At 67.2% G+C, this 20,567-nt stretch carries 21 protein-coding genes; 7 read left to right on the top strand and 14 right to left on the bottom strand.

The genetic code is table 11. From position 1 onward, the window contains the following. Positions 1-8: 8 nt before the first annotated feature. Positions 9-461, top strand: a complete 453-nt coding sequence (locus IEX43_RS18680) for an SRPBCC family protein (protein ID WP_188813470.1) — start codon at positions 9-11, stop codon at positions 459-461. A gap of 90 nt (positions 462-551) precedes the next feature. Here IEX43_RS18680 and IEX43_RS18675 read toward each other — a convergent pair whose 3' ends face one another. Further along, complete coding sequence (locus IEX43_RS18675; protein ID WP_188813468.1) at positions 552-2,783, bottom strand: S9 family peptidase; 2,232 nt, start codon at positions 2,781-2,783, stop codon at positions 552-554. A gap of 246 nt (positions 2,784-3,029) precedes the next feature. Here IEX43_RS18675 and IEX43_RS18670 point away from each other — a divergent pair, with 246 nt between their 5' ends. Together IEX43_RS18670 and IEX43_RS18665 are read left to right on the top strand one after the other, a co-directional pair. Then, positions 3,030-3,221, top strand: a complete 192-nt coding sequence (locus IEX43_RS18670) for a hypothetical protein (RefSeq protein WP_104184607.1) — start codon at positions 3,030-3,032, stop codon at positions 3,219-3,221. A gap of 245 nt (positions 3,222-3,466) precedes the next feature. Beyond that, complete coding sequence (locus IEX43_RS18665) at positions 3,467-3,889, top strand: Hsp20/alpha crystallin family protein (protein ID WP_188813466.1); 423 nt, start codon at positions 3,467-3,469, stop codon at positions 3,887-3,889. A gap of 190 nt (positions 3,890-4,079) precedes the next feature. Here the strand turns inward: IEX43_RS18665 and IEX43_RS18660 are convergent, their stop codons facing one another. Both IEX43_RS18660 and IEX43_RS18655 read right to left on the bottom strand, forming a co-directional pair. Continuing rightward, positions 4,080-5,006 (bottom strand): NAD(P)H-hydrate dehydratase, encoded by a 927-nt coding sequence (locus IEX43_RS18660; protein ID WP_188813464.1) that lies wholly within the window; start codon positions 5,004-5,006, stop codon positions 4,080-4,082. Beyond that, positions 4,990-5,766: a histidine phosphatase family protein gene (locus tag IEX43_RS18655; RefSeq protein WP_188813462.1), complete on the bottom strand. Its 777-nt coding sequence runs from the start codon at positions 5,764-5,766 to the stop codon at positions 4,990-4,992. The genes IEX43_RS18660 and IEX43_RS18655 overlap by 17 nt, the downstream gene beginning before the upstream one ends. A 166-nt stretch (positions 5,767-5,932) precedes the next feature. Here IEX43_RS18655 and IEX43_RS18650 point away from each other — a divergent pair, with 166 nt between their 5' ends. Both IEX43_RS18650 and IEX43_RS18645 read left to right on the top strand, forming a co-directional pair. Then, the gene (locus IEX43_RS18650; protein ID WP_059279694.1) at positions 5,933-6,277 is read left to right on the top strand and encodes a PadR family transcriptional regulator; all 345 of its coding nucleotides are present in this window, start codon (positions 5,933-5,935) and stop codon (positions 6,275-6,277) included. Positions 6,278-6,282: 5 nt separating this feature from the next. Further along, complete coding sequence (locus tag IEX43_RS18645; RefSeq protein ID WP_377102425.1) at positions 6,283-6,669, top strand: HAAS signaling domain-containing protein; 387 nt, start codon at positions 6,283-6,285, stop codon at positions 6,667-6,669. Positions 6,670-6,681: 12 nt separating this feature from the next. Here IEX43_RS18645 and IEX43_RS18640 read toward each other — a convergent pair whose 3' ends face one another. From IEX43_RS18640 to IEX43_RS18625, 4 genes are all read right to left on the bottom strand, one after another. Next, the gene (locus IEX43_RS18640; protein ID WP_188813457.1) at positions 6,682-8,385 is read right to left on the bottom strand and encodes an alkaline phosphatase D family protein; all 1,704 of its coding nucleotides are present in this window, start codon (positions 8,383-8,385) and stop codon (positions 6,682-6,684) included. 196 nt (positions 8,386-8,581) lie between these two features. Continuing rightward, positions 8,582-9,643 carry an LCP family protein gene (locus tag IEX43_RS18635; protein WP_229666535.1) on the bottom strand — a complete coding sequence of 354 codons (1,062 nt, stop codon included), beginning with the start codon at positions 9,641-9,643 and terminating at the stop codon, positions 8,582-8,584. A 180-nt stretch (positions 9,644-9,823) separates the two neighbouring features. After that, positions 9,824-10,978: an LCP family protein gene (locus IEX43_RS18630; protein WP_188813453.1), complete on the bottom strand. Its 1,155-nt coding sequence runs from the start codon at positions 10,976-10,978 to the stop codon at positions 9,824-9,826. 99 nt (positions 10,979-11,077) lie between these two features. Beyond that, entirely contained in the window at positions 11,078-11,716 is a 639-nt protein-coding gene (locus IEX43_RS18625; protein WP_188813451.1) for an arsenate reductase/protein-tyrosine-phosphatase family protein, read from the bottom strand. A 236-nt stretch (positions 11,717-11,952) separates the two neighbouring features. On the opposite strand from IEX43_RS18625, the gene IEX43_RS18620 reads away from it, so the two are divergent. Beyond that, complete coding sequence (locus IEX43_RS18620; protein WP_188813449.1) at positions 11,953-13,212, top strand: FAD-dependent oxidoreductase; 1,260 nt, start codon at positions 11,953-11,955, stop codon at positions 13,210-13,212. A gap of 129 nt (positions 13,213-13,341) precedes the next feature. Here IEX43_RS18620 and IEX43_RS18615 read toward each other — a convergent pair whose 3' ends face one another. From IEX43_RS18615 to IEX43_RS18600, 4 genes are all read right to left on the bottom strand, one after another. Continuing rightward, the gene (locus IEX43_RS18615) at positions 13,342-13,962 is read right to left on the bottom strand and encodes a DUF305 domain-containing protein (RefSeq protein WP_188813447.1); all 621 of its coding nucleotides are present in this window, start codon (positions 13,960-13,962) and stop codon (positions 13,342-13,344) included. Between the two features lie 73 nt (positions 13,963-14,035). Then, positions 14,036-14,548: a hypothetical protein gene (locus tag IEX43_RS18610; protein ID WP_188813445.1), complete on the bottom strand. Its 513-nt coding sequence runs from the start codon at positions 14,546-14,548 to the stop codon at positions 14,036-14,038. Positions 14,549-14,652: 104 nt separating this feature from the next. Further along, the gene (locus IEX43_RS18605; protein ID WP_188813443.1) at positions 14,653-16,785 is read right to left on the bottom strand and encodes a heavy metal translocating P-type ATPase; all 2,133 of its coding nucleotides are present in this window, start codon (positions 16,783-16,785) and stop codon (positions 14,653-14,655) included. A gap of 54 nt (positions 16,786-16,839) precedes the next feature. Beyond that, positions 16,840-17,175 (bottom strand): heavy-metal-associated domain-containing protein, encoded by a 336-nt coding sequence (locus IEX43_RS18600; protein WP_188813441.1) that lies wholly within the window; start codon positions 17,173-17,175, stop codon positions 16,840-16,842. A gap of 288 nt (positions 17,176-17,463) precedes the next feature. Between IEX43_RS18600 and IEX43_RS18595 the strand changes: the two genes are divergently transcribed. Further along, positions 17,464-18,135 carry a PAS and ANTAR domain-containing protein gene (locus IEX43_RS18595; RefSeq protein ID WP_188813439.1) on the top strand — a complete coding sequence of 224 codons (672 nt, stop codon included), beginning with the start codon at positions 17,464-17,466 and terminating at the stop codon, positions 18,133-18,135. A 6-nt stretch (positions 18,136-18,141) separates the two neighbouring features. On the opposite strand, the gene IEX43_RS18590 is transcribed toward IEX43_RS18595, so the two are convergent. The 3 genes from IEX43_RS18590 to IEX43_RS18580 form a co-directional block, all read right to left on the bottom strand. Continuing rightward, a complete protein-coding gene (locus IEX43_RS18590; protein ID WP_188813437.1) occupies positions 18,142-18,789 on the bottom strand; it encodes a hypothetical protein in 648 nt (215 codons plus the stop codon). A gap of 101 nt (positions 18,790-18,890) precedes the next feature. Then, the gene (locus IEX43_RS18585) at positions 18,891-19,598 is read right to left on the bottom strand and encodes a class F sortase (RefSeq protein ID WP_188813430.1); all 708 of its coding nucleotides are present in this window, start codon (positions 19,596-19,598) and stop codon (positions 18,891-18,893) included. 24 nt (positions 19,599-19,622) lie between these two features. After that, positions 19,623-20,399, bottom strand: a complete 777-nt coding sequence (locus IEX43_RS18580; RefSeq protein WP_188813428.1) for a CHRD domain-containing protein — start codon at positions 20,397-20,399, stop codon at positions 19,623-19,625. Positions 20,400-20,567: the final 168 nt, after the last annotated feature.

The raw sequence follows: 20,567 nt of genomic DNA, 5'->3' as shown, positions 1-20,567 counted from the left end.
AGGCTCCCATGCCTGTTGTAGAAGAAAGTGTTGTTATTGCCCGGCCGCCGCAGGAGGTCTTTGACTTCGTGTCGAAGTTCCAGAACGTCGCGGTCTTCGATTCCTCCGTCACCTCCTCGGAACAGGTGGGGGACGGGCCCCTGGGCGTCGGCACCCGCGGACGCGGCACCAGCAAAGTAATGGGCAGGCAGTTCGACTGGACCGTCGAGGTTACCGAGTTCGATCCGCCCCGGCGCATGGTGTCCCGCTCCGTCGAGGGCAAGCTGGAGTTCACCATCACCTTTACCCTTGAACCGGCCGACGGCGGCACCCGCCTCACCCAGCGGATCGACGCCGCGAGTGGCCTGGGCGGCGTATTCGGCAAGCTGGCCGACCCGCTCGTTGAACGGGCCCAGGGCCGCACCGTCCGCGCCAACCTCGAAACCCTGGCGGAGTGGCTGGTGGAGCATCCACAGACCTGAGCTGCCAGATTTCCCCATCGATTGCTCCGAAAACGCCGTTCTCAGGGGTCTAAACGGCAGTATCGGAGCAATCGATGGCGTACGCCCGGCCTACTTCAGGCCGGCACCCGGCAGCAGCTCCGTGGCCCCAAGGGAATCGGCGATGAACGCGTAGTCCCAGGCGCGCTCGCGCCACTGCACGTAACGGCCGGAGGCGCCCCCGTGTCCGCCGTCCATTTCGATCTTCATGACGATCGGCTCGGTTCCGGTGGTCTTGTTCCGCAGCTCCTGCACCCACTTGGCCGGCTCAACGTAGAGGACCCGGGTGTCGTTGAAGGACGTGACGGCGGCAATCTTCGGGTAGGCGGCCGGGCGCACGTTCTCGTAGGGGGAGTAGGACTTCATGTACTCGTAGACACCGGGATCCGTGATGGGGTTGCCCCATTCCTCCCACTCCAGGGCGGACAGCGGCAGCTCCGGGTCCAGGATGCTGGTCAGCGGGTCCACGAACGGCACCTGGGCCACGATGGCGGCGTACTTCTCCGGTGCCATGTTCGCCACGGCACCCATCAGCAGGCCGCCGGCCGAACCGCCCAGCGCGGCAATCCGTGCCGGGTCCACCCAGCCCGAGGCTGCCAGCCAGTCGGTGGCGTCCACGAAGTCGGTGAACGTGTTCTTCTTGGTGAGCTTCTTGCCGTTCTCGTACCAGTGCCGCCCAAGCTCGCCGCCGCCGCGGATGTGGGCGATCACGAACACCACGCCGCGGTCCAGCAACGAGAGCCGTGCAATGCCGAAGCCCGGGTCCATGCTCATCTCGTACGAGCCGTAGCCGTACACCAGGCCCGCCGCCGTCGAATCCTGCTTGACTGCCTTGTGCCGCAGCACTGACAGCGGGATCCGGGTGCCGTCGGATGCGGTGGCCCATTCGCGGGTGGCCACGTAGTCATTGCCGTCGTAGCCGCCAAGGACCGGGCTTTCCTTCCGCAGGAGCAGTTCCCCTGCCGGCACCTCGGGGGTGGGCAGCACAAAGTCATAGATGCGCGACGGCGTGAAGTAGGACGTGTAGCCCAGCCGGATCACGGGTGCCTCGTAGTCCGAGCCGCCCACGCCCGCGGTGTACAGCTCTTCGTCGAAGGCGGGTTCAACCGGTGCTTCCTGCGCCGGAGTACCCAGCCCATGCAGCCCAATGACTTGTACCCGTTCGATGGTGTCCTTGCGGATGGACACGATGAGGTGCGTGGAGGTGACGCCGGCCCCGTTGACGCGGACGTCGTCGGAATGCCCGACGACGGTGACCCAGTCCTGCTCGGACAGCGGCCTGGCGAGCTCGGCCGGGTCCGCCAGGGACACCATGGAATTGATGGCGCCGCGGTTGTGCGTGAGCAAAATGCGTTCGCTGGCGGTGCCGTCCGGGCCGGTGAGGAGGAACGGCTCTGCCTCGTAGAGCACCCGGTCGTTGCGGGAGATGACGGTGGTCAGTTCCTGGGCGGGGTCGTCAAAACGGAGCAGGCGCGTCTCGCTGTATTCCGAGCATCCGATGCCCAGCACCAGGTACCGGCGGTCGGAAGAAAGCTCGACGCCCAGCCACATGGCGGCGTCGTCCTCCTGGTAGATGACGACGTCCTCGGCCACGGGCGTTCCCAGGGTGTGCGCCTTCACCTGGTAGGGGCGCCAGGAGTCGTCCACCACGGTGTAGAAAATCCGGGTGCCGTCCGGTGAAAAAGCGACGCCGTAAAAGATGTTCTCGATGACGTCAGGCAGCAGTTCTCCGGTGCGGAGGTCCTTGATGCGGAGGGTGAAACGCTCATCTCCCGAGTTATCCACCGCGTAGGCGTAGAGGTTGCCGTCTACCGTTACCGCCGATCCGCCTACCGAGAAGAACGGCTTGCCCTCGGCCTCGGTGTTGCCGTCCAGGAGGACTTCCTCGCCGGGGATCCCGACGCCCGGCTGCACCGCCGGAGGGGTCCAGTCGGCGATCTTGTCCCCGGTGTCCGCGGCCCTGACCCGGCACTGGATGCCGTACTCCTTGCCCTCGGCCGAGCGGCTGAAGTACCACCAGCCGTCCTTGCGGTGCGGTACGGAGAGGTCGGTTTCCTGCGTGCGGCCCTTGATCTCCTGGAAGATGGCCTCCCGCAGCGGCTCCTGGTGGGCGGTGACTGCTTCCTGGTAGGCATTCTCGGCCTTCAGGTGCGCCACCACCTCGGCGGATTCCTTGTCCCGCAGCCACTCGTAATTGTCCACGAAGGTGTCCCCGTGGTGGAGGCGTTCGGACGGGATTTTCTTGGCCGCCGGCGGGGTGGGAACGGCGGTGGCGGCGGAGTCCTGCAGCGGGGTCTGGGTCATGCCTTCAATATATAGAGCCGCCCCGACAATTTTGCCGCCGTTCGCTACCGGGGGATTACACCGCCAAACCCCTCTCCTCCCACCCCGGACGCTCTCTCACTTGACGCGGGTTTTCCCCGGACGCTCTCTCACTTGACGCCGTTTTCCCCGGGACGCTCTCTCACCCGAGGACGCTGGTCGGCTTGAGGTGGCAGGCGTATCCTGTTCACGCCAAGGCACATCCGCCCAGCGTGAGAGGGGAAGTTCATGACCATCCCGCCAGTGCACGAGCCCGAGCCGTTCCCGCCGGAACCGGGCCCCACCCAGCCGGATCCGGCCCACCCCGGGCATCCCGGCCCGCCGGCCCCCAATCCGTTCCCTGCTCCCGAACCTCCAGGCCCGCTGCCCGTACCGGACCCCGGACCCGCGCCGCTGCGCCCGGATCCCACGCGGGACTAGGCCGGCACCGCGGGAACATCGCCGCATTCAACCCCACAACAGTCTTTCTGAAGGGGCCTTCCATACCACGTGGAAGGCCCCTTCTCCCGCCTTCCGACGCGCCTTCCTGCACCCAGAAAAAGTCCAAAAAATCTCCCGCCAGACGCTTGCGGACCTGCCTCTCCAGTGATAAAAAATCTATATCAGCCAATACAGATCGGCTGATAGCAAAAAGTGTTGGACCGTCTCTTACGAGGAGGGAAGCCATGTTGATGCGAACCGATCCGTTCCGCGAGCTGGACAGGCTGGCCCAGCAGGTCCTCGGCACCGCAGCGCGTCCGGCAGCCATGCCGATGGACGCATGGCGTGAGGACCAGGAATTTGTAGTCGCCTTTGATCTGCCCGGCGTCGATGTGGATTCAGTGGATCTGGATGTGGAACGGAACGTCCTCACGGTCAAGGCCGAGCGGCCTGATCCTTCGGGCAAGGACACCGAGCTGATCGCCTCCGAGCGGCCGCGCGGCGTGTTCAGCCGCCAGCTGATCCTCGGGGACACCCTGGATGCTGAAAATGTGAAGGCTACGTACGACGCCGGTGTCCTGACACTGCGGATTCCTGTCGCCGAAAAGGCCAAGCCGCGGAAGATCGAAATTGAGACGAAGGGGGCAAAGCAGGAAATCGCCGCCTAGTTTCAACACAGGATCGGGACGTCGGGCACTGATTGTGTACTGCCTCTTCAGGGCGGATGGCCATTCTGAGCACGCCACAGCGCTTCCCGCGCATCGGCAGGTTGCGCCTGAACTTCCCGATACGGTGGCCCCCGGTTTCGGCCGGGGGTCGTCCCATGCCCGGAGTCCTAGGCACGGTCGAGGCCCCGAATCAGGTGTTGAGCTCCAGCATCAGGGCGGGCAGCTCGTCGGCCAGTTCACGGGCCAGGAATCCCAGGGGGCCCAGCCTGCTGGCCAGCCGGTCCGCGGCAGCGGCATGGAGGTGTGTTCCCCAACAGGCGGCCTGCGGGCCCGTGGTTCCCCGGGCGCGGAGGCCGGCGGTGGCCCCCGCCAGAACGTCGCCGCTTCCGGAGGTGCCCAGCCCGCCGTAACCGGTGGTGATCTTCCACAGCTCTGATTCCTCGGGGGCGTCCGGGCCGGACGGGCGGGCAATGAGCCCCTGGCAGCTCACCACGGCCTGGTACCTGTCGGCGATTTCCGCGACATCCGCCGGTAGGTCCTTCAGGTCCCGGCCCAGCAGGATCTCCGCCTCCTTGGGGTTGGGCGTGAGGATCAGGCGGCCCTTCCACGGGTCACACCGGTCCGCCACGTTCACCAAGGCACCCAAAGCGAAGGCATCGAGAACGACGGCGGGACCTCCGCCGTCGTTCTTCTCCCCAGCGGCGGCCTCCCGCCCTAGGAGGGCCCGAAGCAGGTCCTCGGTGAGGTCCGGATCGTCCAGGCCAGGGCCCACCAGGATGGCGTCAGCGCTGTCCAGGTACGACGAAATCAGGTCCAGCCCCTCACCCGTGACGGACCCGCTGGAGGTTTCGGGCAGCCCCATGGCCCCGCACTCAGGCAGTGCCACGCCCACGTGGACGGCCACGGATTCCGCCACGGCCAGGGTGAGCTTCCCGGCACCGGCGCGCAGTGCGGCCGCGCCGGCGAGCAGCGCCGCCCCCGGCGTGGCCCGCGCACCGCCGATCACCAGGACCGAGCCGCGCGAATACTTGTCCTCCCCGGGCGCCGGCAGCGGCCAGCCGCGCAGCAGTGACGGCGTCACAAGGGTTGGCGAACCGGAATCACTTCGGATGGACACTGGAATCCCCTCCGTGTTCGGTGACGGTGACGCCGTGCTCGGCCAGGTGGTCGGCCACGTTGAAGCTTTCAAGGGTCCAGGGGCCCTCGCCGGCAGGCCGCACGAAGCGGGTAATGGAGGCGTTGAGTACGGAGGTGCTGGCGGCCAGGTCCAGGAGCTCCTTCTCGGTCATCCCCTCCAGCACGTACCGGAACAGCATGATCAGGGCGTCGTGGCACACCAGCATCACCCGGTGCCCGCTGCCGAGGTTGTTCAGTTCGTCCAGGACGGAGCGCAGACGGAGTGCCACGTCTGCCCAGGATTCACCGCCCGGCGGCCGGTAGTACATCTTGCCCAGCCACTCCCGGCGCTCGGCCTCTTCCGGGTAGCGCTTTTCCACCCCGAGCCGGGTCAGCCTGTCCAGAATGCCCAGTTCCCGGTCCCGGAGCCGTTCATCCAGCTGGACCTTCACCGGCCAGCCTGCAGCCTCCACCGCGATCTCGGCCGTCTGGAAGGCCCTCGCGTAGGGGGAGGAGACCACGGCGTCCGGCCGGAATTCCTCGGCGATGCGGGCCAGCGCCGCGCCGAGCGCCTTGGCCTGTTCCTGGCCGGTGCCCGAGAGGTTCACGTCGGCATCCCGGGCAGGTACAGCGATGACTTCCGCCCCGGCCATCCGCGCATCGGTGGCAGCCACGTTCCCTTCGCTTTCACCGTGGCGGATCAGCAGCAGCTCCACCGCCCCGGCTTCCTGCACAGCCTCTGTCAGTCCGTCGTCGTTCACAAAGAATCACTCCGTTCGCGTGCCTTGCCGAATGCAGGAACACTACCAGCGGCGTACCCATGGGCCAGGGAAAATAACGGACGACGACGGCTGGCGGCAGTGCAACGGCGTCAGGCTGTGCGCCGAATAGGTTGTGTCACAATCTAACCCATGACACTATCTAGTTATGACCCCAGACAAACGGTGGCCCAGCGACTGGGTCAGGGCTGTGCTCCCCACCTGCATCCTGCAGGCGGTCGCCGGAAGCGGCGAGGCCTACGGGTACCAGATCATCCAGGCACTGAAGGCTGCCGGTTTTGACGGACTGAGCGGCGGGACGGTCTACCCGGCGCTGAACCGGCTGGAAACGGATGGATTTGTCAGTTCCGAATGGCGCCAAGGGGACGCCGGCCCGGGTAAGAAGTTCTACTCCCTCACTCCCAAGGGGCAGCAGCGACTGCAGGACGCAAGCACGGACTGGAACCAATTCGCAGATCTCATCAAGAACCTGCTCCACGAGAGGAACGGCTGAAAGTGATGTCCACAGAGGAATACCTGAAAACCCTGGCCTATGAACTGCGCCATCGGAAACACGGTGAAGACATGGTCCGGAACACGCTGCAGGAAGTCAGCAGCCACCTGGCTGAGAGCGGCGAAAGCGGGGTTGCGGCCTTCGGGCAGCCGCGCGAGTACGCCGCCTCATTCGCCGCAGGCACAACCACGTCCGGGGGCGCCCGGGTGGGAACCCTTGCCGGGCTTGTTGTCATCGTGACACTCGCCGCCTATCTGGTCCTTCGGGGGACCTTCGACATCAGCTTCGGCATCTCCGGGACGCTCACCTATTTTGGTGCGGTGGTGGCTGTCACGGCTGCCCTGATCGTGACCGGCCAGCAGATGGACAGGCGCCTTCCGGACCCGCGGTAACGCCGGACCGCCCTACCGCTCCGGCGTCAGCACCTTCGAGAACACCGTGGCACCGTTGGCGTTCCGCAGGCTCACCGTGAAGGTGTCGGAATCCAACTGGACGTGCCCGAAGAACTGGTTCTCGCCGTCGCGCGGTGATTCCCCGGGGAAGCGCCCGGCCTTCGAGAACACCACCTCGGGCCCGAACGTGCCGTCCATGGCGTTCGGGCCGAAAGACCCCGCGGCGATGGGCCCGGCCACGAACTCCCAGAACGGGTCGAAGTCGGTAAACGCCGCCCGCTCGGGGGAGTAGTGGTGGGCGGCGCAGTAGTGCACGTCCGCGGTCAGCCACACAACGTTCTTCACCCGGTTCCGCTTGAAGGCGCTCAGTACCCCGGCAATCTCGAGCTCGCGGCCCAGCGGTGCGCCGGGATCACGGTTGGCCAGGCTTTCCTGGTTCACGGCGCCGTCGGGCACGATGATCCCCAGCGGTAGGTCCGCAGCGATCACCTTCCACGTTGCCTTCGACTTCGAGACCTCGCGGATCAGCCAGTCCACCTGCTCCTGTCCCAAAATGTTCGTAGCGTAGGCCTCCTTGCCGTCCGTATTGGGCGACTTGAAGGTGCGCATGTCCAGGCAGAAAATGTCCAGCTGCGGGCCGCGGCTGATCTTCCGGTAGATGCGGGCGGGCTGGTACTGGCCGGCGTCGTCAAACGTTCCCGGCCGCCACAGCGCCGCGGACTCGGCGATGGGCATGTTCTCCTGCCACGCCTGCCGGCCGCGGGCTGCGAGGGTGTTGACGTCCCGGACGGTGTAGCGGGGGTCCTCCAGGATTTCGCCGGGGTACCAGTTGTTGGTGGTTTCGTGGTCGTCCCAGTTGGCGATCACCGGGACGTCGGCAAACATGGCGCGCATGTTGGCGTCCATCGAGTTGTACCGGTGCCGGCCGCGGAACTCGGTGAGGGTTTCGGCCACCTTGGACACCTCCTCGGTGACCAGGTTCCGCCACACCTGCCCGTCCTTCTCCACCACCGTTTCCGTGAGCGGACCGTCCGCGTACACGGTGTCTCCCGAGTGGATAAAGAAGTCCGGCCGGGTCTGGTGCATGGCCCGGTAGCCGCGCATGCCGCCGATCTCCTCGTTAATGCCCCAGCCCTGGCCGGCAGTGTCGCCGGTCCACACAAAGCTTTGGGCGGACGACGACGGCACGTCGCCTCCCTTGTGCGAGTCGCCGTTGCGGCCCCGGCCGTTGTACGTCCCGGCGTCCGGAGCGGTGCGGAAGGTGCCGCGCACGCTCTCACCGGACGCGCCGCCGTCGTCCTCGAAGCTGATCTCCAGCGCGAAGCGGGTGTTGGACGGCAGGTTGCCGGCGTGGATCTTGGCGGTGAAGTCGGACGCCTGGGTGGCCCGGGGTCCCCGCAGGACGCGTTCGAAGGCGCCGCGGCCGCGCAGCACCTCGCCGCCGTCGTCAACGGCCCGCAGGATTGCCGTCATCCGCCCTGTCCCCGACGCCCGCGACCACATCACGGCCGAGTCCGGCGTGACGTCTCCGGTGGCGATGCCGCTGGGCAGGGTGAGCCGGTTCCGGACCAGCGCGATGCCGGCGGGGGCATGGCGCGGGGCAGCCTGGCCGGTACCGGCCTGGGCTGCGGCGGGCACGGCGGCCAGTGCGGCGGCGAGGACGGATCCTTTGACGATGGTGCGGCGCGATACGTCGGCCGGTGAAGTGGAAGTCATGCCCCCACGCTGCCGCCGCCGGGCGCATGGACTCTGGCACTCGGGTGAACACGGGGTGATTCGGTGATGAACAGCGGGAACACCCCTCCGGCATGGACGGCCCTGGGCCGCATTCGCGGTGCTGCCCAGCACCGTTCCTGCGGGGCAGGGCCGCTCATCGCGCGGGTGACCGCAGAGACGCCGCGCCGAACACCCCTTACGGAACGGCGAACTCGCCGATCCGGCCCTCCCGCAGGGCTGCCCCCACGGCGTTGATGGCCCCGTAATCCGGAAACAGCACGGACTGGCCGGCCACGAACCCGGATCCGGCGGTTGGCAGGGTCATGGTGCCGATGGCGTTGGCGTCCAGGTTCCGCAGGCTGTAGGCCAGGATGGCGGCCTGGACCGGGTCGAAACCCTTGTTCACGGTGAGGCAGCAGGAAGCGAAGTCCACCAGCCCGCGGACGGCGTTGACGTCATTGAGGCCGCCGCCTGTGGTCAGCCGGGCCAGGACGGCCTTGAGCAGGATCTGCTGGTTGCGGACCCGCTGGAAGTCGCCGTCCGCGAAGGCGTACCGCTCGCGGGAAAACTCGAGCGCCGCCTGTCCATTCAGGTGGTTGACTCCGGGGCCGAAGACGTGCCCGGTGTCGTGCGTGGACTGGAAGGGAATGGGAACGTTGACGTCGATCCCGCCCAGCCCGTCCACCAGGACCTTGAGGCCGCCAAAGTCCAGCATCAGGGTGTGGTCGATGGTGATTCCGAACAGCTGCTGCACCGTCTGGGTGGTCATGTCGATGCCGCCGTACTGCAGGCCGGCGTTGATCTTCGCCCCGCCGAAGCCCGGAATGTCCACCCAGGTATCCCGGTTGATGGACACGATGTACAGGGTCCTGCGGTCGGCCGGGACGTGGACGAGCATCAGGGCGTCCGAGCGCTGGTCCATCGCTTCGCCCGTTGCTGCCGTGTGTGCCGCCGCGTCCTTCGCGTTGCCGCGTATGTCACTGCCGATGACCAGCACGTTCATGGGCGCGGCCGGCAGCTCCGGAATGGGCTCCGGAGGCGGCGGGGGAGCAGGGGCAGGCGGAGGCGCCTCAGAAGGGGTTTCCGAGGGGGACGGTGTCTCCGACGGCGACGGCGACGGGGACGGCGCTTCGCTTTGCGTTGCGGCGGGCTGGGCCTCGGGGGCGGGACGGTTGAGGCTGATGACGGCGACAACGGCTACAGCCACCAGGGCGAGCGCCAGCAGCGCCGCGATCCAGCGCCGGCGGCCGTGCGCCACCCAGCTGCCGCCGTGTGGACCGGACGCGGATGGATCGGTTGGGCCGGTACCCCCGGGACCGGACGAACCGGACCCGGACGAACCGGACCCGGACGAACCAGGACCGGACGAACCGGATGAATCAGGACCGCCAGGCGTGCTCACGATGTCTCACCTCGTTGTGGGTAGGTGGGATCAGTGTCAGCCCGCAAGGCCCCTGCTGGCTACAAACTTGTCCAAACTGTCATCTGCCAGGGCCCGCGAGAGCCCCGCAATGGCGTTGCGGTCCGGGATCACGATGGACTGGCCGTCCGCCGACGTTCCCGTCCCGAGCGTTGGGAGGGTGAACATCTCCATGTCGTCGGACCGGACGTTCCGGAGCTCCAGCCCCAGCCGTGCCAGCGTTCCGGCGTTCAGGCCGCTGTCCGCGCTGACGAAGGGTGCCATGGCGCTGATGACGTTGTGGATCTTCACGGGGTTGAGGAGCGTGTCCCGGCTGAGGTTCTTGGCCAGCAGCGCCTGCAGGAAGGCCTGCTGGTTGCGCACCCGCTGGTAGTCGCCGTCCGCATAGGCGTAGCGTTCGCGGACGAAGTCCAGTGCACCCTTGCCGTCCAGGACCGTGGGCCCCTTGGCGTACTTCTTGCTGCTGTGCGGCGACACGAAAGGCTGGGTGACGTTCACTTCCACCCCGCCCAGGGCGTCGGTCATGCCCACGAATCCTTCGAAGTCGATCATGGCCACATGGTCGATCCGCTGGTTGAACAGGGATTCCACCGTCTGCACCATCAGCGGGACGCCGCCGTACGTGAGGGCTGCGTTGATCTTGGCCTGGCCGTTGCCCGGAATGTCCACCCACAGGTCCCGCATCAGGGAAACGGTGAAGATCTTGGACCTGTCCGCGGGGACGTGGACCAGCATGAGGGTGTCGGCGCGCTGGTTGGAGTTGCCGCCGGACAGGGCCTCTTCCGTGGTGGCGCCGCGGCTGTCGCTGCCCATCACCAGGATGTTCAGCATGCCGTCGGCCATGGCTATTTGGCTGCCCTCCGCCGTTCCGCCGCCGGGCTGGCTTCCGGCCGGTCCGCCGGCTTCACCCGGTGCTGCTTCTCCCGCGGCCGTGCCCGGCTGCTGGCGCTGGGGCCGGAGAGATTCCGCCGGCCAGGGAGAGTCGATGGTGGTGATCTCGGACTCGTAGATCTGTCCCAGGCTGTACAGGTAGGCCCCGAGGGAGGCAGGAACGATGATTGCCACGGCCAGGAGCACCAGCAGGATGGTCCGCAACCGGTGGCGCCTGCCGCGTTTGGCCGGCTCGGGTGCGTCGGCCGGCTGGGTGCTTGGATCGTGCAGCTGGATGCCCATTTGGGAAAATTAGCATCGGCAAAAATTCATTACATCGGGGGAATCCGCAGAAAAACCGCAGAGAAAACCACAGGTTAAATGACGACGGCGGAAGCCGGCTCAGGCGGGAACGTTCAGGCGCGCGTGACGGAGGATGGAGACGATGGCCGGAGCCAGCTCGTCCTCCATCTGCCGGTACACCTCGGGTGACCGGCGGTAGGGGTCGATGATGTCGTTGTCCCCTGCATCGGGAGGCAAGGACAAATGCCGGACCCCCGCGGCCCTCGCTGCCAGGCTCTTCCAGAAGGCTGTGTTGGCAGCCAGCCGGTCGCCGTCGTCGGCCGTTCCTGCAGGGGGCGCGCCCCCGTCAGTTGCTGCCGCGCGCTGGTCCAGGACGTCGAGCATGCGGGCGAACTCGCGGATGGTGAAGGTGCGCTTGAGGAGAGAGGCGTCCAGCTGGAGCACTTCGCCGCGGTGTCCGGTGGTCATGGTGAGCACCAGGTCCACGCCGCGCAGGATCGCCGGGGTCAGCTGGCGGGCCGCGAAGTTGTCCGGGTCCCCGCCGAAGGTGCGCACAATATCCGCTGAGATGGGCTGCATGGGCTCGCCCACCATAGCGCGCGTCCCGGCGCTGGTGACCACGAAACCGCCCGGCACCGCCTGGTTGAGGCCTGCCTGCAGCAGCCTCTCGGCCACCGGAGAGCGGCAGATGTTGCCGGTGCAGACGGTGAGGATTCGTACTGGTGCGGATGTGTCCAAGGGGATTTTCTCTTTCCAGCCGGTGCGCGGACCGTCCGGCCCGCACGTTTCAACTTAACACGCAACACCCGCACGCTCTCTCACTTACCGCAGCTTTTCGCCGGACGCTCTCTCACTTGACGCTGCTTTTCCCTGGACGCTCTCTCACTCCCTGCGGCGAAACGGTGCGCGTTACTACCATTCCTGCGGCACTGCGTCCACCATGGAGGCAGGCACCAATACGGAGGAGTGGCACGATGAGTCCAGGAGACCAGCCCGGACGCGACTGCGTTATTGCCGGCGGCGGCCCGGCCGGCATGGTGCTCGGCTACCTGCTGGCGCGCGCCGGCCTGAAAGTCACCGTGCTGGAGAAGCACGCGGACTTCCTCCGCGACTTCCGCGGCGACACGGTGCATCCGTCCACCGTGACCCTGCTTGGCGAGCTCGGGCTCCGGGAGAAATTCCTGCAGCTGCCTCTCACTCGGCTGCCCACCTTGGACGCCGTTGTGGAAGGGCAGCGCATCACCATGGCCGACTTCCGCACCCTCCGGGGCCCCGACAACTTCCTGGTCCTGGCCCCGCAGTGGGACTTCCTGAACTTCCTGGCCCGCGAGGCGGCAGCCTTCCCCACCTTCGAGCTGCTCATGAATACGGAGGCCACCGCGCTGATCATGGAGCAGGACCAGGTGCGGGGCGTGCGGGTTGCAACGCCCGACGGCGGACGCGAGATCCGTGCCACGCTGACGGTGGCCGCGGACGGGCGGGCGTCCGTGCTGCGCTCTGCAGCCGGACTGGTTCCGGATGAGTTCGGCGTGCCCATCGACGTGCTGTGGTTCAACCTTCCCAAACCGCCCGCGCCGCCGCCCGTAACCCTCGGGTACATCTCCTCCCGCGGAATGGTCCTCACGCTTGACCGGGGCGACAGGTACCAGTCGGGCATGGCCATCCAGAAAGGGGGACTCGACGAACTCCGGGCTGCAGGGCTGGGCTCGCTCCGTGAACGGCTGACGCGCGCGGCTCCCGTGCTGCAGCCGGTGGTTGGCACCCTGCAGGACTGGGAGCAGGTTAAACTTCTCTCTGTCCAGATCAACCGGCTCCGGCGCTGGTACCGGCCCGGATTCATGGCGATCGGTGATGCCGCCCACGCAATGTCCCCGGTGTTCGGCGTCGGCGTGAACTTCGCCATCCAGGACGCCGTGGCACTGTTCAACGCCATCTCGGGTGACCTGGCTGCCGGAGCGGCCCCGGTGGAGAAGCTCGCGGCCGTGCAGCGGCGCCGCGAGATGCCGGTGAAAGTCATGCAGCTGATCCAGCGCAACGGGCATAAGGCCATCTCCAGGGCAGCCACGGGCCACAGCTTCGCCCCGCGCTGGGTGGTTGTGCTGATCCGGATCGCCTCACCGCTGCTGCGCCGCTTCACCGCACGGTTTATCGGCGTCGGAATTCGCCCCGAACATGTGAAGCCGGCGGCGCCTGGATACAGGCGCCGCCGGCCAGCCGGACGCTCTCTCACTTAACGCCGTTTCCGGATGGACGCTCTATCACTTTCTTGAGGAAAGTGAGAGAGCGTCCATCGATTTGGTGCCGTAAGTGATAGAGCGTCCATCGATTTGGTGCATCAAGTGAGAGAGCGTCGTGGGGGAGGGTTAGAGCCCGGCGAGCATCTCCTTCATCTCCGCGATCTCCGCCTCCTGGGCGGTGATGATGTCGCGGGCCAGCTGGATGCTTTCGGGGTGCTTGCCGGCGGAGATTTCCTGCTGCGCCATGTCGATCGCGCCTTCATGGTGTCCGATCATGTGCTCCAGGAAGAGCCGGACGGCGTCCGTTCCCTGGGCGTCCTTCAGCTTCTCCATGCCCGCTGAATCAACCATGCCGGTCATGCCGTGCCCGGAGTGGTCAGACATCATGGCGGGCACGTTCCAGTCCTCAAGCCACCCGGTCATGGTGTCGATCTCCGGCGCCTGCGCGTCCTTGATCTTGGTGGCCAGGGCGGTGACGTCCGCGGGCATGTCCGGTTTCGCCAGGATCATGTCGCTCATCTCCACGGCCTGCGCGTGGTGCGGGATCATCATCTGGGAAAAGGCGATGTCCGCCGGGTTATGGCCGGCACTGGCATCGGGCATCATGCTGGACGCGGGGCCGGAGCTGCCGTGGTTCATGGGCATGGTGCTTCCGCCGGAGCTTCCGGCATCGGTGGCGCACCCGGCCAGGCCAAGTGAGGCTGCCAGCGCAGCGGCGACGGACAGGGCTTTGATCTTGCTGTTCATTGTGTGATGGTCCTTCAGGAAAGTAGGTGAACTGGGCCTGTGGAGGCGTGGGAGGCCACGCGGCGCAGTCCGTTTACGTTCGGCTGATGGACAGTTCGCAGGGCGTCTTGCTTGGCGGGACGAAGGAGTAACCGGCGGCCCAGTGGGTGCCAAAAACCGGTGCAAGTAGTGCGGTGGGGCTTGCCGGGGGCGGGGCGGCCGCGAGCGATCCGGTCTTCGCCAGCGGGGTGCAGGACGCGCCTTCTTCCCGCACATCCGGGCACCCTGCGCTGCAGGATGCGGAGGCGGTGAAGGCCGCGCCTACCGCATCCGTCAGGATCGCTGCGTGTCCAGCATGGGAATATCCGACGGCGGTGTGCCCGGCTGAATGTCCGACGGCGGAGTGTTCCGCCGCGGAGTGCCCACCGGGAGAATGCCCGACGGCGGAGTCCCCGGCAGCGAGGGCAACGTCCGCGTGGGCCGCGTGCGAGGAATGGTCCGCGGTCATGACGTGCATGCCGAAGATTCCGGCCACGACGGCCATAACCACAGCCAGCAGCCCAGCGCGGAGGAGGGCTGCCTGCAGGACGCTGGCGCGTGCGGTCATGCTGGTTCCTCCTCCTTCAGTGGACGGGGCTGGACTGGATTGGATCAGGCTGGACTGGACTGGATTGAATCAGACTGGGATGGAACGGACCGGGTTCAGTACCTTCAACGTACCTCGGACGGGTTGAGTTTCACCCGCCGCAGCAGCTGGGCGTTCAGGGCCACCACAATGGTGGACACGGACATCAGGACGGCTCCGGCAGCCGGCGAGAGCACCACCCCGGCGAACGCCAGGACACCGGCGGCCAGCGGCACGGCCAGGACGTTGTAGCCGGTGGCCCACACCAGGTTCTGCCACATCTTGCGGTAGCTCGCCCGGGAGAGGTCCACCATGGACAGCACCGCGCGCGGATCATTTCCGGCCAGCACCACCCCTGCGGACTCCATGGCCACGTCGGTGCCGGCCCCGATGGCGATGCCCACCTCGGCGCGGGCCAGCGCCGGCGAATCGTTGACGCCGTCGCCCACCATGGCCACCTTCAGCCCGCGCGCCTGCAGTTCGGCAACCTTCTTGTCCTTGTCCGCGGGCAGCACTTCGGCGAACACCTCGTCAATGTTCAGGTCCTCGGCCACGGCCTGGGCCACCTGCCGGGCGTCGCCGGTGATCATGCCCACCTTCACCCCGCGGTGCTGCAGGGCCGCCACAGCCTGGCGCGACTCAGCCCGCACCGCGTCCTCCAGGCTGACCGCCCCCAGCACGCGGCCGTCGTCGTCAATGACATGCAGGACGGCAGCGCCGCGGTCCATCCACGCCCGGGTGGACCGGGCCAGGGCGGAAGGTTCGACGGCGCCCAGCTCGCGCAGGAGCGCGGGCCCGCCCACGTGCACGGTGCGTCCGTCCACCGAGGCCCGCACGCCCCGGCCGGTCAGTGAGGTGGATCCGGTGGCGGCAGGAAGGGTGAGGTTGCGTTCCCGGGCCGCGCGGACGATGGCACGGGCCACGGGGTGCTCGCTGTCCGACTCAACAGCGGCGGCCAGGGCCAGCAGCTCATCAGCGTCCACTCCCTCGACGGCGGCCACATCCTTCAGTTCGGGTGCGCCCGTGGTGAGCGTGCCGGTCTTGTCGAAAAGGACCACGTCGATGGTGCGCATGCGCTCCAGCGCCATCCGGTTCTTGATCAGCACCCCGGCCCGGGCGGCCTGCTCGGTGGAGATGGCGATGACCAGCGGGATGGCCAGGCCCAGGGCGTGGGGGCAGGCGATGACCAGGACGGTCACGGTGCGGGTGACGGCCTCCGGGATGCTGCCCAGCAGGGTCCAGGCGATGAAGGTGAGGACACCCGCGCCGGCGGCAAAGTAGAACAGGAAGGCTGCGGCGCGGTCGGCCAGGGCCTGGGCCCGGGAGGAGGACGACTGTGCCTCGGCCACCAGCCGCTGGATGCCGGCCAGGGCGGTGTCGTCGCCCACGGCCGTCACCCGGACGCGGACGCTGGTGTCCGTGGCGACGGTTCCGGCCACCACGGTGTCGCCCGGGCCGCGCGGCACGGTTTTGGATTCGCCGGTGATCATCGATTCGTCGACCTCGGCCTGCCCCTCCACCACCGTTCCGTCCGCAGGCATCCGGGCGCCGGAACGGACCAGGACCAGGTCGCCTTGCTGGAGTTCGGAGACGGGAACGGTTTCGGTGCCGGTGTCCGTGATGCGTTCGGCTTCATCAGGCAGCAGCGCAGCGAGGGCATCCAGGGCCCCCTGCGCCGAACCCAGGGCCCGCATCTCGATCCAGTGGCCCAAAAGCATAATGGCCACCAACAGCGCGAGCTCCCACCAGAAGTCCAGGTCGAAGCCGCCCAGCCCCAGGCTGGTGACCCAGGACGCGGCGAACGCCACCGTGATGGCCATGGCGATCAGCAGCATCATGCCCGGCCGGCGGTCCTTCAGCTCCTGCAGGCCGCCCTTGAGGAATGGCTGGCCGCCGTAGAGGAAGATCACCGTGCCCAGGACGGGCGGGATCCAGGTTGACCCGGGGAACATGGGGGCCATGTAGCCAAGGAGGTGCCCCACCATGGGGCTGAAATAGACCACGGGGATGGACAGGGCCAGCGTCAGCCAGAACCTGTTCTTGAACATGGCGGTGCTGTGTCCGGCGTGCTGCCCGTGCGTGTGGATAGCATGGTCGTCGTCAGGGCGCGCGGCGTGGCCGTGGCCATCGTGCCCGCTGCCTGAAGCAGCCGCCGTTTCGGTGAGGGTGCCGCGTGAGGGGCGCTCGTCGTCGTGATGGTGGTGCTGGTGGTCCTGCATCGGTTCCTCCTTGGAGGGCGCCGCAACCCGGGGCAACAGCCCCGTTGCGGAAAATCAGTTGGCAGCCAGGGAGTACCCGGCCGAGGTGACGGCCTGGCGGACCGCCGCGTCTGAAACGGAGCCGGCAACGGTCAGGCCGGAACGGCCGCCGGCTACCAGGTCAACGGAGGCCGACTCGACGCCGTCAAGGGCGGAGACGGCCTTCTCCACCGTCCGGACGCAGTGCCCGCAGGTGAGGCCCTCGACGGAGAAGGTTCGCTGGGAGGGGGCAGCGGCGTCGGAATGTACGACGGCGGCCGGCGCCTTCTGCGCGTGGCCTGCGGGGGAGCAGCAGCTGCAGCCGGCGCTGGAGGCCAGGGGGAGCTCGGTGCGGTTCTCGCTATCAAACATGTCAGTTCCATTCCTTGGTGAAGGACGATTCCTTGCTGGGCAGGCGCTGGGGTTGAACGGCTGTGACGGCGGTGCGGGGCACCGGCCTGGACATACCACTTCACTGACAACACCTTGAATATACCCCTAGGGGGTATGTCCGTCAAGGCCGGAGCCGCCCGGAGGGTACCGGCGCCTTGGTAGTGGCCATAGTCCCTTACGCCCGGGGGCCTTGCCCGGCCATAATGGAACAAGTGCGGACTGTGCCAACGGCCGGGGACGTGTTGGACGCTACATGGAGGTGGCCCTGTGTCAGAGCTGACCGGCCCTTATACCTATTCCAGCGCGCTGGGGGATAACCAGTGCGTTGCCGGGACGTTCCACGCGGACGTGGCCACGGGAAAGCTGCACTGGTCGGAGGCCATGTTCCAGCTGCACGGCTACCGGCGGGGCGAGGTTGTCCCCACCTTGGAGCTGCTCTTCTCCCACAAGCATCCGGAGGACAGGCCCAAATGCGAGGAAATTGTGGCGCAGGTTGTCCGGACCGGCGGCTATTTCTGCATGTACCACCGCATCATCGATGCGCAGGGCCGGACCCGGCGGGTCCTGACAACCGGTGACGCCCTTGTGGAGGGCGGGAGGGTCTCCGCCCTTGAAGGCGTCATGATCGACCTCACTTCAACGCTTCAACGTGAAACCGAGCAGACCGCCCGTGACGCCGTTATTGGAGCCACGTCCACCCGGACCGTCATAGACCAGGCCCGCGGCATCCTCATGGGCCAGCTGAACATGGGCTCGGAGGACGCTTTCCAGATGCTCGTGAGTACCAGCAGCCACCGCAACGTCAAGCTCGTTGTGGTGGCCGCCGAGCTGGTGCAGCTGGCCAACTCGGCGGAGTCGCGCAAGTACCTGCAGGCGGCAGTGAAGGCCATTGAGATGGAAGGCCGGGGGAATGCGGCGCAACGGAAGCGGGCTGTCTAGCGTCAGTTAGTGGTGCTCCACCCAGCACGCCAGAATGGTGGTGGACAACTGGTAGGCCAGCGCATTGCGGCTGATGCCATCCGGACCCATGGCCTCCGGCAGGCCGGAGGCGTCAACCTGCAGCACAAAGCTGTCCTTCTGGAACACTGCCGATCCGTCCGCGGTTTCATAGGCGGGAAAGCCGAGGCTGGCGAGCCCTTCGATCGGCGTCGCGTCCACCGCCAGCGCTTGCATGGCGTCAAAGTACGTCAGTGCCGCCGCCTTGTCCGATGCTTCCCGGACGGAAATTTCAAGGGCACCCTCGTCCAGGTGGTACGTGCACGTGAAGGTGCTGTCCGCCCAGCTGTTTACGGTGTGCGGATCCTGCTCCAGGTCCAGGATCGCCGTTAGCCTGTCCATCGGCTGATCACCGCACACCATCTTCGCTGCTTCGCTGGGTTCACTGACGGCAGCGCGCGGGGAGGGGGAGCCGCCGCCATGATGTCCCGCGTGGCCGCCCTGCATGGAAGGCGCTGCGGCAGCGGGCGCGGCCGGGGCGGAAGCGTCCGACGACGGCGCCTGGGCCGTTCCCACGGACCCCGCCGCAGCAGCGCAGCCGGAGAGCAGCAGGGCTGAGACAGCAAGCGAAGCAAGCAGCGGGGCGCGGTGGGTCATGACTCGTCCGTCCTGGCCGCACCCCTGTGCGGGTTCGCGGCCGTTTGTTCGGTTACTGAGGGATTAGGCGTTGGTGCGATGGGGCGTTGGCGGGAAGCAGGTCAGGCGTTGAGCTTGGCGTAGATGACGTAGTTGTCATCGAAGAGCCCTGTGGCGGGGTCGTAACCGTCGCAGGTGATCAGCCGGAGTTCGGGCCCTGCCGTGTTTCCGTAGACCTCCAGGGTGGGGAAGTCGTTCTTGCTGTAGAGGGCTCCGCGGTCAACGGTGAATACAGCGATGCTGCCGTCGGTTCGCGAGACGTTGATCTCGGCTCCCGGGGTGAGCTTGCGGAGGTCCGCGAACACACCGCCACGGCCGCTGGGAGAGTTGACGTGGCCCAGCATGACGGACGGTCCACGTTCGCCGGGGGTGGGAGAACCGTTGTACCAGCTGGCCGGAGCGCCGCTTCCGGAGTCCTGCGGTACCTCAAGCGAACCGTTCTCCCGCAGGCCCAGCTTGAGCAGATCGGTCCGCACGCCGATGGCGGGAATTTCCAGGACCACCGGCTCGGACCGGGACAGGACTGCCGGCTGTGTTGCTGCAGGCGCCGGAGAGGAAAGGGCCGGTGCCGGCATCGCCGGACTGGCCGCGGCCGGGGTGGGTGCCGCGGAAGCCGCCGCGGAAGGTGCGCCGGAAGCGGAAGCTGGGGCACCGGCGTCGGGCGCTCCGGAATCTGCGGTGCCGCAGCCGCCCAAAGCCAGCAGGAGCAGAAGCCCGGCCGCCGTGGTGGCCCAGGGGCCCCCGCAGCGGCCGGAGTTCAGGGTTGTCACAGTGATGATCCAGTCAGCCCAGGCTTAGGCCGCGGATCCGGCGCTGCGGCGGCGAACAACGTAAGCGCCGCCGGCGAGAGCGGCCAGGGCCAGGCCGCAACCGAGAGCCAGGGCGCCGGTGTCGGTGCCGGTTTCCTGGGCAAGGCCGGTGTCGGCACCGCCTGCGGGCATCTTCATCTGTCCGGCGGCCAGGGTTCCGCACAGGGCGGGGGACGTGGCGGCCAGGGGGAGTTCGGGGACAAGATCGCTCTTGGCCGCCGCGCCGGCCGGGCTCAACGTTGCCGGGTCAAGGCCGTGGACCACAACCACGGCGGTTCCTGCTTCCAGGGCGGCCTTTGTTTCGGCGTTCAGCTCGAAGGTGCGGTCCACAGTGTAGCTTGCGCCCTGGCCGGCCACCTTGAGGTCAAGCCCGGCGGCAGGGCTGGTATCGCCGCTGGTGGACAGGGTGGTGACGATGCCGCCGTAGCCCGGTGCGCCTTCGGTGGTGGAGACAACCTGGTCACCGTCCTTGTCGGCGGAAGGGGCCGGGCAGACACCCTGGGCGCCGCCGTGGATGTGCTGGACGTGGGGGTAGGGGGCGTCCATGAACGTCGCGGCCAGGCCTGAGACCTTGAGGACGGCGTGGGCCTGGTTGCCCGTGACATCAACGGTGATGGTGCCGGAGGCCGAGCTGCCGTTGATCTGGCCCAGGGTGGACTGGTAGTGGTCGGCCCCGTCGTGGGCCATGGCGGGGGCGCCTGAAAGCGCAAGGGCGCCCAAAGCCAGGGTAGGTACGGCAAGGAAGCGGAGTGTCTTGTTCATCGGAAAGCAGTCTCCTCATACAAGTAACGTTGTCGTCCCAGGTGAGGGACAAGAGTGATTCGGTGTCACTGCTGTTACGGATGGGAAAAAAGTGAACTGGGACACAGGCCATTGGTGGCAGCAATAACGAAACTCGAGGGAATCGCCCCCTGTAGGATGGACGGAAGG

The sequence above is a fragment of the Pseudarthrobacter polychromogenes genome, from assembly GCF_014644495.1.
GTDB classification, from domain to species: Bacteria; Actinomycetota; Actinomycetes; order Actinomycetales; family Micrococcaceae; genus Arthrobacter; species Arthrobacter polychromogenes.
Note: the sequence above shows the minus strand (reverse complement) of the source record. Positions and strands in the feature narration are given on the sequence as shown.